The 9992-nt window shown below is 66.8% G+C and carries 8 protein-coding genes and 1 tRNA gene; 6 read left to right on the top strand and 3 right to left on the bottom strand.

What is annotated here, in order from left to right; genetic code table 11:
* Positions 1-43 precede the first annotated feature (43 nt).
* The 4 genes from EAH75_RS08895 to EAH75_RS08910 all read left to right on the top strand — a co-directional run bounded on the left by EAH75_RS08895 (position 44) and on the right by EAH75_RS08910 (position 2613).
* On the top strand, positions 44-1033 hold the full coding sequence (locus EAH75_RS08895) for a biotin--[acetyl-CoA-carboxylase] ligase (protein WP_140648279.1): 990 nt from the start codon (positions 44-46) through the stop codon (positions 1031-1033).
* Complete coding sequence (locus EAH75_RS08900; protein WP_140648280.1) at positions 1030-1794, top strand: type III pantothenate kinase; 765 nt, start codon at positions 1030-1032, stop codon at positions 1792-1794. Before EAH75_RS08895 ends, EAH75_RS08900 begins: the two co-directional genes overlap by 4 nt.
* 32 nt (positions 1795-1826) lie before the next feature.
* A complete protein-coding gene (locus EAH75_RS08905) occupies positions 1827-2498 on the top strand; it encodes an SPOR domain-containing protein (RefSeq protein ID WP_140648281.1) in 672 nt (223 codons plus the stop codon).
* A 39-nt stretch (positions 2499-2537) separates the two neighbouring features.
* A tRNA-Thr gene (locus tag EAH75_RS08910) sits at positions 2538-2613 on the top strand.
* A gap of 107 nt (positions 2614-2720) precedes the next feature.
* Here the strand turns inward: EAH75_RS08910 and EAH75_RS08915 are convergent.
* The 3 genes from EAH75_RS08915 to EAH75_RS08925 form a co-directional block, all read right to left on the bottom strand.
* Positions 2721-3092 (bottom strand): hypothetical protein, encoded by a 372-nt coding sequence (locus tag EAH75_RS08915; RefSeq protein ID WP_140648282.1) that lies wholly within the window; start codon positions 3090-3092, stop codon positions 2721-2723.
* A gap of 97 nt (positions 3093-3189) precedes the next feature.
* The gene (locus tag EAH75_RS08920) at positions 3190-5595 is read right to left on the bottom strand and encodes a TonB-dependent receptor (RefSeq protein ID WP_140805186.1); all 2406 of its coding nucleotides are present in this window, start codon (positions 5593-5595) and stop codon (positions 3190-3192) included.
* Between the two features lie 36 nt (positions 5596-5631).
* Entirely contained in the window at positions 5632-6516 is an 885-nt protein-coding gene (locus EAH75_RS08925) for a LysR family transcriptional regulator (protein ID WP_161596171.1), read from the bottom strand.
* Between the two features lie 65 nt (positions 6517-6581).
* On the opposite strand from EAH75_RS08925, the gene EAH75_RS08930 reads away from it, so the two are divergent.
* The gene (locus EAH75_RS08930) at positions 6582-7370 is read left to right on the top strand and encodes a response regulator transcription factor (RefSeq protein ID WP_140648285.1); all 789 of its coding nucleotides are present in this window, start codon (positions 6582-6584) and stop codon (positions 7368-7370) included.
* Positions 7354-9816: a hybrid sensor histidine kinase/response regulator gene (locus EAH75_RS08935; protein ID WP_161596295.1), complete on the top strand. Its 2463-nt coding sequence runs from the start codon at positions 7354-7356 to the stop codon at positions 9814-9816. The genes EAH75_RS08930 and EAH75_RS08935 overlap by 17 nt, the downstream gene beginning before the upstream one ends.
* Positions 9817-9992 lie beyond the last annotated feature (176 nt).

The raw sequence follows: 9992 nt of genomic DNA on the forward strand, positions 1-9992 counted from the left end.
CCTGCCGCCGCCCGACCGTCGCCGCGGCGTTCGGATCCTGTTGATGCAGCCGGTGCAATTGCTGGCGCTGCTCGCTGCGGGCGAGCCGCTCTCCGGCGCCGGCCTTGCCACGCAGGCAGGCGTGACTCGCGCGGCCATCTGGAAACAGATCGAAGCCTTGCGCGCCCGTGGCGTGCCGATCGAGGCACGTGGCCCGGCGGGATACCGCGTGCCGTGGCCGCTGCAAATGCTCGATGCCGGGCAGATCCTCGCTGCCATGCCGGCGCCGCTGGCGCATTCGCTGGGTGCGCTGGAGGTGCATTGGGAACTGGATTCCACCTCCAGCGAACTGCAACGCCGCGGCACGACGGCAAGCGATTTCAGCATCGTGCTGGCCGAAACCCAAACCGCTGGCCGTGGCCGGCGCGGTCGCCAGTGGCTGTCGCCGCCGGGGCTGAATCTGTATCTGTCCTGCCTCAAACGCTTCGACCGGGGCTTTGCCGCCTTGAGTGGCTTGTCGCTGGCGATCGGGGTGATCGTGCTGCGCGCGCTGGACCATCTCGGCATCGCCGGGGCCGCCCTGAAATGGCCGAACGACGTGCTTGCCGTAACGGGCGGGCAACCCGGCGGAAAGCTGGGCGGCATCCTGGTCGAGTTGAGTGGCGAGTGTCAGGGGCCGTGCGCGGCGATCATCGGCATCGGCCTCAACCTGCGGTTGACCCCGGCGCTGCACGAACAGGCCGGGCAGCCGGCGTGCGATCTGGCCACCCTGGCTGGCGGTACGCCACCGGATCGCAACCGCGTCGCCGCGGCGCTGATCATTGCGTTGGTGGAAGGCCTGCGCCAATTCGAGCGTGAGGGTTTTACCGGTTTCCTCATTGACTATGCGCGGCATGACCTGCTGCGCGGTCAGCCACTGCACCTGAGCGGCTCGCTGGGCGAGTTCGACGGCATCGGTGCTGGCGTGGACGCCCACGGCGCACTGCAGGTGCGCATGGCCGACGGCAGCGTGCGCCGGATCGACAGCGCGGACGTCACGGTGCGCCGCGCATGAGACTGCTGCTGGACATGGGCAACACGCGGTTGAAGTGGGCCTTGCAGGCGCAGTCGCTCGGATGGCTGGCGCGTGGCGCGGTGGACTGGCAGGAGGCCGATATTCCGGCACTACTAAAGTCGGCCTGGGCCAGCCTGCCGCGGCCGGACCGGGTGATCGCAGCGTCGGTGGTTGATCCCTCGCGCGAGGCGCAGGTGGCGAGCGTGATCGAGCGCCTGTTTGCATGTGTGCCCGATTGGTTGCGCACACCCGCCAGTGCCTGTGGCGTGCACAACGCCTACGCCGAGCCACAGCGGCTCGGCGTGGACCGTTTTCTGGCGATGGTGGCGGCCTTTGCCGATGGCCACGCACCCTGCGTACTGGCTGGCGCGGGCACCGCGCTCACGCTCGATGCGCTGGGGGCCGATGGCCAGCATCTGGGAGGCCTGATCGCGCCGGGTCCGCAACTGATGCAACAGTCGCTGCTGGCGGCGACGGCTCGCGTGCGGCCGGAGCGGCCCGGCGACATTCTTGAACTGGCCGACAATACCGCTGATGCGGTGACATCGGGCTGCTGGCTGGCAGCGGCCGCCTTGATCGAACGTTTCGTGGCGCAGATGGCTTTGCGATTCGGCACCACTCCGACACTGATCCTGGGAGGCGGCGACGCAGCGCGACTGGCGCCGCTGCTGTCGTTGCCGGCCCGGCTAAGCGAGGACGGCGTGTTGCGCGGTCTGGCGGTGTGGGCAAACACGCATATGGCGGCCGCATCGTCCGACTAGAATGACGATGGCTGCGGGTTGATGGGGGTTTGATGTTTCTGCGTCTGCTGTTTGTCCTGTTGAGCGCGCTCAATATTGCGGTAGGTGCCTGGTTGCTACTGGGCCAGCCGTATGCCCGTGGTGGCAGCCCCACCGATCCTGGCGTGGCGGAGATCCGCCTGCTGTCGGAGGTGCCGGAGTCGGGCGCATCGGCCTCCACGCCCGCCACCGTGGCGGCGCCGATCGCGGATACGTCGCAACCCGACCTCAGTTACAGCTGCGTCGCGCTGGGTCCGTTCGCCACGCCGCAGGATCTGCGCAATGCGCGGCAGGCACTGGCCGCCCAGGCCACGCGCATGCGCTCGCGCCAGGAGCAGGCCAGCCAGGCCAGCGGCTGGTGGGTGTATCTGCCCGCCGCCGGCAGCCGCACGCAGGCGCTGGAACAGGCCAGGCAGTTGGGCGCGCACCATATCGGCGACTACTTCGTGGTCAGTTCCGGAGACCAGCCCAACACGATTTCGCTGGGCCTCTTCAAGGATCCCGCCAATGCACGCAAGCGTCGCGACGAGGTCATCGCCGCCGGTTTTCCCGCCCGCATGAGTGAGCGCAGCGAAAGCGTTCCCGAATACTGGCTGGATCTGGTGGTGGCCGACCGCACCCGTTTCGACTGGCGCAGCCACATCCCGGCCAGCAACGTCGGCTCGCACAGCACCGGCTGTTTTTGAGCACGCTTCGCGGCGGGCCTGCTAGAATTCCCGACCTTCGCCGGCATAGCTCAGTTGGTAGAGCAACTGATTTGTAATCAGTAGGTCCCGGGTTCGACTCCTGGTGCCGGCACCATCCAATAGTCCAATAAGATCCGAGACAGGTCGGAAAGCCTAGCAATAGCAAAGGCTCCGGCCTTTTTTGTGCCCGCTACTGTCCTATTCTGTTGAAAAACTCCGTCTTTACAAATAGACGTCCAAATTTTGGATCACGACGGCAACGACAATTCGATTCTGTACAATTTGCACATTCAGGCCGACAGAAAGCGATTGTCGCGGCCGGATTTTCTCGCTTCGAGCGAACTCGAATTTTCGAAGCGAGTTTTTCAACACTATCGACCTGAAGCGGTCGTTCGAGTCAGCAGTGCTCTTCGGTGGAGGCAGGCGCTCCGACCACGATGCACGCACGTCGAGATTGAACAGCGCCATCCGCCAGCCACTGGAACTTTGTTGGCGCGATGCGCTGAAGCGTGTGCTCAACCGGCGCTGGCTAATGGAATCACTGCCTAGCACCGACGGCTGCCAGCGCATTGCTCTAGCGTCATTGGTCTCCATCGGCGTGGATCACTTCAAGATTTTCAACGGCAGTCGAGTTGCCGCGAGCGACTGGGCGGGATAAAAAGCGGTTGGTTGGAAACAGGCCTCAGGTCCGCTACAGCGAGGCGCGAAGTTCGACCCCCCAACTGCGCGGCGAAGTGACGTAGGCCCAAGGCGTGCCCAGCACGGCGGTGGTGACGTTGCCGATCGACTCGACGTAGCGCTGGTTGAACAGGTTGGTGGCGTAGAGCCCCACCCCCCAGTGGTCGCCTGCGGACGACCAGTCCAGCCGCAGGTCGGTGCGCCGGCGCGCGCCACCGACGGCGAAGGGCGTGCCGGGCGCGCAGTTGCCCTGCAGACGTGAGTCGTCGTTGCAGCGGTTGGCGCCGCGATAGCCGTGGATGGCCGTGAACGAAAGGTCGCCATCGGCGACGTCATGCCAGCGATAGCCCGCGTCGAGCGCATAGGCGAGCGTCGGTTCACCGGAGGGTTGGCCGGCGAGGTCGAGGCCGCCGGCGGTGATCGCGTGGCGGTAGGTCACGTCGGTCCAGGTCGCGATGAGGCCCACCTGCAGCTCGCCGAGCGGCCGCCAGCGCGTCTCGAGTTCCAGGCCCTTGGCCTGCTGGTCGGTGTTGCTGACCCGGTACTGCGGCACGCCGGCGCCGCTGGTTGTGGGAATCAGGGTCAGTGCCTGGCGATCGTCGTAGCGGTAGGTGAACGCGGCCATGTTGAAAAGGAAGCCCCAGGTCGGTTGCCGGGTCTTCAGGCCTGCCTCCAGGTTCCACACGTGTTCCGGGGCGAATATCGAGTTGACCTGCACTGCGTTGTAGCCGCCGGCCTTGTAGCCTTTGGCAACCGAAGCGTATGCCATGGCGCTGGGAGCAAGCTGCCAGTGGAGTGCCAGCCGCGGGCTGGTGTCGCTCCAACGGTTACGCCGAAGTACGTTCCGGCCCACCGCGTCGGCGTACAGCAGATTGCGCGAGAGCGCCGCGCGCAGGGCCTGTGAGGTGGTGTGGGCCAGTTGCGCGGCCAGCGCGAGCACGCCAGCCTGTTCCATCTCGTCGAGGCTGCGGTCCAGGCCCGGCGCGGAGCGCGCAGGGGTGTACCAGGAGAACAGTTTGTTGTCGCGGGTGTAGCGCAGACCCGCGACGAGATCGATGCGCCCGGTCAGGTGCCAGGTGGCATCGGCGAAAATCGCGGCGGCCCGCGTGCGGAGGTGGTTGTCGATCTGTTCGCCGATCGGCTCGCCAAGCAGGCGCCAAGGCATCCCGGCCTGTCGCAGCATGGCGTCGAAGTAGCCGTACACGCTGCCGTCGGGGGGGCCGGTGGGCAACCCTCGGTTGCGTGCGAGAGTATCGACGGTGTCGGTGTTGGCGCGTGCCAGGCTGGTTTGCGCTGCGTTCTCGCGCCAGAGACTCGTGCCCAGGGTCCAGTCCAGGCGTGGCGTCGCGCCGGACAGTCGCAACTCGCCGTAGGCACTGTGGCCGCGGCCTTCCACACCGGTGTCCAGGTGCGTTACCACGTGATCGGTGCCGTCGGCATCCTCGGTGTGCGAGAGAGTGTAACCGGTCCACGCGCCGCGAGCGCTCAGCGTGGCGCTGCCGAAGCGGTGGCGGACGTCCAGCGTGGCGCTGTCGTAGCGCCGTGCAGAGTGACCATCGCCGGTGTCGTCATGCAAGGGCGCATGACGCGGATCGCGGTAGCTGGACGGGCTGGCGGGGAAGGGGGCCGCCTCCCGCGGATCGTCACTCAGCGGCACCAGGCTGATGCCCGCGCTGGCCGGTTCGTCCAGCCGGTCGTGCGTCCATGAAGCGAGTACGCGCGTGGCCGGCGAGATGTTCCAGCGCCACGATGCGCGCGAGCCCCATTCACCATCCTTGCCGTAGTGGCGACCGCTGCGCGCATCACGGATCCAGCCATCGCTGCGGTTGTCCAGCACGCTCAGGCGCAGCGCCTGGCTAGGAGACAAGGGCAAGTTGAGCAGAGCGTCGCCGTAACGTCGACCCTGGTTGCCCATGCGCACGCGCGCTTTCGCTTCCACCGTATCGCCAGGCTCGCGAGTGACGATGGCGAGCGCGCCCGCCGCGGTGTTGCGGCCGAGCAGCGCGCCCTGCGGCCCCTTCAACACTTCGACCCGCTCGACGTCGTTGAGCGCCAGCAGCGCGCCGCCGGCGCGGGTCTGGTAGATGCCGTCGATATAGACGCCCACGGCCGGATCGGTGCCGATGCCGTAATCGAGCGTACCGATCCCGCGGATGCTGAGCATCGGCTCGGTAGGCTGATGCGCGCGAACGTCCAGCCCCGGCACCAGCGGATCCAGGTCGGAGAGATCCACCGCAACGGAGTCATCCAGCCGTTCGGCACCGATCACGTCCAGCGTGATCGGGACCATCTGCGAGTCCTGCGCTTTGCCTTGTGCTGTCACCACGACCGGTTGCAGCGCCGTGACCTCTTGCTGCGCATGGGTCGCCGGGGAAAACAATGCGATGCACGCAATCGGCAGGAATGGGCGACGCGTCATGGAAGCTCCGGCAGGTAGCGCATGGGAGAGGGGCTGTCAGGCGGAAGCGGATACACCGCGCGCTTCCATGCCGGCCAGGTGGTTCCGCGCGAAGGCAATGAAAGCCTGCGCGGGCGATACTTTCGGCGCAAGCGCGTGCAGTGGCAGCGGTCGAGCCTCGAAGCCTTCGAACACGGCCTGCAGCCGGCCCTCTTGTAGATGCGCATGGCAGGCATACATTGGCAACTGCACCACCCCCATCCCAAGGCGGGCCGCCTCCAGCAACGTGGGCAGATGGTCGCTTTCGAGCCGTGGATGCAGTTTGCGGGGGGCGACGCCACGCAGGTTCCAAGGTGCCCCGGTAAAGGCCAGCCAATGTTCGTCCTGCACCAGCTCCGGCCGCGTAGGGCGCTTGAGCCGCGCCAGCAACTCGGGACTGGCCACGACCACCAACCGCACACTGCCCAGCGCGTGAGGCACCAGCCCCCCGGCCTGCGTCGGCACGCCCACGTCGAGCAGCACGTCCAGACGCTCCTGCAACAAGGCCGTGGCATTGCCGCCGGTCGTCTGGCTCGTGAGTCGTTCGGCCGGATGGGCGAGTCCCCAAGCGGTAATGAGTTCGTCCAGCAACGGCAGCAGCAGGCCGTGTGCTCCCATGCGCAATATGTCGGCTCGGCCCTGGCGTGCGGCGAGCAGCGCGGCCTGCGCGGCCTCGCACATCAGCACGGCGTGGCGGTACACCTCTTCTCCGATGGCGGTGATGCTGAGCCCGCGTGCATTTCGGTGCAGCAAGCGGGCACCCAGCCGCGATTCCAATGCCATCAGGCGGCGGCTGACCAGCGACCGCGTAGTGCCGAGGGTGTGCGCGGCAGCCGCCAGGCTGCCACCGTCTATCACTTGCACGAGCAGGTGCAGGTCGGCCAGATTGTCGGTCTGTTCCATTTGCATCGACGCACCTTAGCAGCCGCGGTGGACGGCTAGAATGACCGCCCTCACGGAGGGAACACATGACCGGGGCGCAGCCACCACACATTCTGGTTATCGACGACGAGCCCGACGCGCTCGGCGCGCCGTTCGCCGCAATGCGCGCAAGTGGCTGGCGGCTAAGCCTGGCCACCGACGGCGCGCAGGGTTGCCGCCGCGCGGAACTGCTGGCGCCCGACTTGATCCTGTTGGATGTGCGCCTGCCAGGCATGGACGGTTTTGCGGTATGCCGGCGCCTGCGCGAGTCGCCGCGGACCTGCGCGATTCCGGTGCTGTTCCTGACCATCGCGGGAGCACCCGAAGAGCGCTTGGAAGGACTCACCCAAGGCGCGGTCGATTACGTCATGAAGTCCTGCCCTCCGGCCGAGTTGCTCGCGCGCATACAGATCCATCTCGAACTGGCGCGCCGCCATGCGAAACCGGCGCATGGCGATACGCCAGCCATGCCGGACACCGAGGTGATCTTGCGTGCCGCCACGCGGCTGATCAGCGAGGAGCTCGCCGCATTACCGCCACTGGCAGTGATCGCCGAACGCGTGGGGGTGACCGAGAACCGCCTTTCGGCGATCTTCCGCCGGCAACTGGGCACCACAATGTTTGCCTGGATTCGCGAGGAGCGATTGCGTCAGGGCCGCCGCTTGCTGGCCGATACGACGTTGGACGTGCAGGCGATCGCCAATGCGGTCGGCTTCCGCGGAGCAGGCAACTTCAGCACCGCCTTCCGCGAGCGTCACGGCTTCACCCCGAGCCGCTACCGCGAGGAATTGCGCGCCGGCCATGTTGTTGCGGAAGGCCATGATGACGTCCGCTGAGCAAGCAGCGCACCCGATGTTGCGCCTGCTGCTCGCCGTGGTGTTGGGCCTGCTTCCCTTGCTCGCACAGGCGACCATGTCCGACTGCGTGGCCGCCGGTCGAGACCTGTCGGCGGTGACGCAGGTACTGGAAGATCCGGGCGGCACACTTACGCCCGACGTAGTGCTGCGCCGCACCGGTGCGGACTGGCGCCCGGCCAGCGTGCGTTCGCTGCAGCCGGGCTACAGCGCCTCCGCCTGGTGGCTGCGGATACGGTTGCGCAATCCGGGCCATGAAGCCTGCGCCGCCTGGCTGTTGGCGGGGCCGGCGCAATTGCGCGATGTGCAGGCTTTCCTGCCACGCCAGGATGGAGGTTGGACACACATGGTGGCTGGCGCGGACCACCCGTTGAACGCATGGCCCGCGCCCGTTCGCCAGCCGGTGTTTCCGCTCACCCTGGAGGCCGCGACCGACTCCGTTGTGCTGCTGCGCATCAGCAGCCCGGGGCGGCGTCTGGCCTTCACTCCGCAACTGTGGGCCGAGCACGCCTTCGAACGCGCGCGCATCTTCGAGAGCCTCGTCGATGGCGCGGTATTCGGGGCGATGCTGTTGCTGGTGTGTTTCGGCGTAGCGTTGGGCGGCGTGTTCCGGCGACCCCGGCTGGTCTACCTCGCGCTGGCGGTGCTGGCCTATACGTTCTATGTGGGCCTGCTCTACAACTACGGCTACGTCCACCTGTGGCCCGGCAACGGCGCGCTCAACGATTGGCTCACCCGTTTCATGATGGCCATGACGTTCTTCGCGGGCAACCTTTACTTCTGCGACGTACTGCGCGTGTCGCGCCTGCACCGTGCCTGGAGCCTCGCCTTGGCGGCGATCCGGTCTGCTTTCTTGCTGCTGGCGCTGGGAAGCCAGTGGATCGAGCCGGGGCTGTGGCAGGCGACGATCCATCGGATCGATTCGGTGGCGGTGCTGCTGCTGCTGGTCGTGCTGGCCATCCAGTTGCGCCAGCGTGCTGTCGGCTGGTTTCCGCCGACACTGTTGGCGCTCGGCTTGCTGGAACCGGCGATGCGTGCGGCCTATCGCGTGGGCCTGCATACCTTCTACACCGCCGACAACCACCTGTTCTCGGTCACGGTGCTGCCCGGCGGTGTGATCCTGATCGCCACACTGATCAGCCAGATGGCGAAGGCACGGCGCAACGAACTGAACGCCAAGGAGGCACTGGAACGCCAGCGCGAGACCGAACGCACCCGTCTGGAGGAACTGGTGGGTCTGCGCACCACCCAACTGCAGCAGGCATTGCGCGCGCGTAGCGGGCTGCTGGCGCGGATCGGGCACGACCTGCGCGCGCCGCTGGCGGCGATGCTGGACTCGGCGCGCCAATGGCAGGCTGGCGCCGTTGAAAAGAATTTTCCCCGCGTGATCGAACGCAACGCGCGCCACCAGATGGAAATGATTGACGAGCTGGTGGAGTTCTCCCGCGATGAGCTGGCGGAGTTGGAGCTGATCGAGGCGCCCGGTTACCTGCATGGTTTCCTGCACGAGGTGGCCGAGCAGGCCCACCTCGAGGCGGCGCGGCGCGGCAACACGCTCGAATGCCGGTTCGCCGAGGACCTGCCGCCGGTGGTGGTGGCCGACTTCCGCCGCTTGCGCCAGGTGTTGGCGAACCTGCTGGGCAATGCGGCCAAGTTCACACGCGACGGACGCGTCGTGTTTGCGGTACAGGCCCGACCGGCTACGCCGGGCCAGATCTGCCTGGCCGTCGCCGTGGAAGACAACGGTATGGGCATTCCGCAGGCCGAGCGCGGGCGGCTGCTGCAGCCGTTCGCCCGTGGCAGCAACGCCGGCAGCCACGAGGGCAGCGGCCTGGGTTTGGCGATCGTGACGCAGTTGCTGCAGCTGATGGGCGGTACTTTGCGCATGGAGGACGCGTCCGGCGGTGGCAGCCGGTTTGCCTTCGAGCTGGCCCTTCCGATCGCCGACGAAGAGGCGATCGAAACCGGCGGCGAAGTTCCAACTGTCGCGGTCGATGGGGCTGGACGGACCGTGCTGGTGGTCGACGATCAACTGCAGAATCGCGAGCTGCTGTGCGACCTGCTTGATGGCTTCGGCTTTGTCGCTCTCGCCGCCGCCGACGGGCATGTGGCGCTGCACCTGCTGCGGGAGCGCAACGTGGATCTGGTAGTGACCGATCAATGCATGGATGGCCTGGACGGCTGGGGCCTGCTGGCTGCCGTACGCGCGCAATGGCCGCGCCTGCCGGTGCTGCTCTATTCCGCCGCGCCGCCTCGCCGTCCCGAGGGAGCCGAGTCCGCGCTCGCGTTCGATGCTTGTCTGCTCAAGCCCCTGCAGCCCGATGCGCTGCTGTCCCAGATAGCTGAGCTGGCTGGGGCTTCGGCTTCCGGTCTGACCGGAGTCGAACCGGCCCGCCTTTCCCGCTGGGATCCGGCCCGCGTGTCGTAATGCGACCCAAAGGCAGGCCTTCTGAAAAAAAGTCCGCTGTTCTCAACCGTGGACGAGTGGCTCGGGCAAAGGCCACACGCCCAGCCAAGCCCATGAAATTACCGTTCTAGCCCATCGGACATGTGGATTTCCATCCATGTGTCACGACAAGCGTGACATACGATCACGCTATAACG

The sequence above is a fragment of the Rhodanobacter glycinis genome (genome assembly GCF_006438785.1).
GTDB lineage: Bacteria > Pseudomonadota > Gammaproteobacteria > Xanthomonadales > Rhodanobacteraceae > Rhodanobacter > Rhodanobacter glycinis_A.

What these genes read in the sequence shown, in the direction of transcription:
- EAH75_RS08895 (WP_140648279.1), top strand. Translation starts at nt 44, where the DNA reads ATGCAGCCGGTGCAATTGCTGGCGCTGCTCGCTGCGGGCGAGCCGCTC.
- EAH75_RS08900 (WP_140648280.1), top strand. Translation starts at nt 1,030, where the DNA reads ATGAGACTGCTGCTGGACATGGGCAACACGCGGTTGAAGTGGGCCTTG.
- EAH75_RS08905 (WP_140648281.1), top strand. Translation starts at nt 1,827, where the DNA reads ATGTTTCTGCGTCTGCTGTTTGTCCTGTTGAGCGCGCTCAATATTGCG.
- EAH75_RS08915 (WP_140648282.1), bottom strand. Translation starts at nt 3,092, where the DNA reads ATGGAGACCAATGACGCTAGAGCAATGCGCTGGCAGCCGTCGGTGCTA.
- EAH75_RS08920 (WP_140805186.1), bottom strand. Translation starts at nt 5,595, where the DNA reads ATGACGCGTCGCCCATTCCTGCCGATTGCGTGCATCGCATTGTTTTCC.
- EAH75_RS08925 (WP_161596171.1), bottom strand. Translation starts at nt 6,516, where the DNA reads ATGGAACAGACCGACAATCTGGCCGACCTGCACCTGCTCGTGCAAGTG.
- EAH75_RS08930 (WP_140648285.1), top strand. Translation starts at nt 6,582, where the DNA reads ATGACCGGGGCGCAGCCACCACACATTCTGGTTATCGACGACGAGCCC.
- EAH75_RS08935 (WP_161596295.1), top strand. Translation starts at nt 7,354, where the DNA reads ATGATGACGTCCGCTGAGCAAGCAGCGCACCCGATGTTGCGCCTGCTG.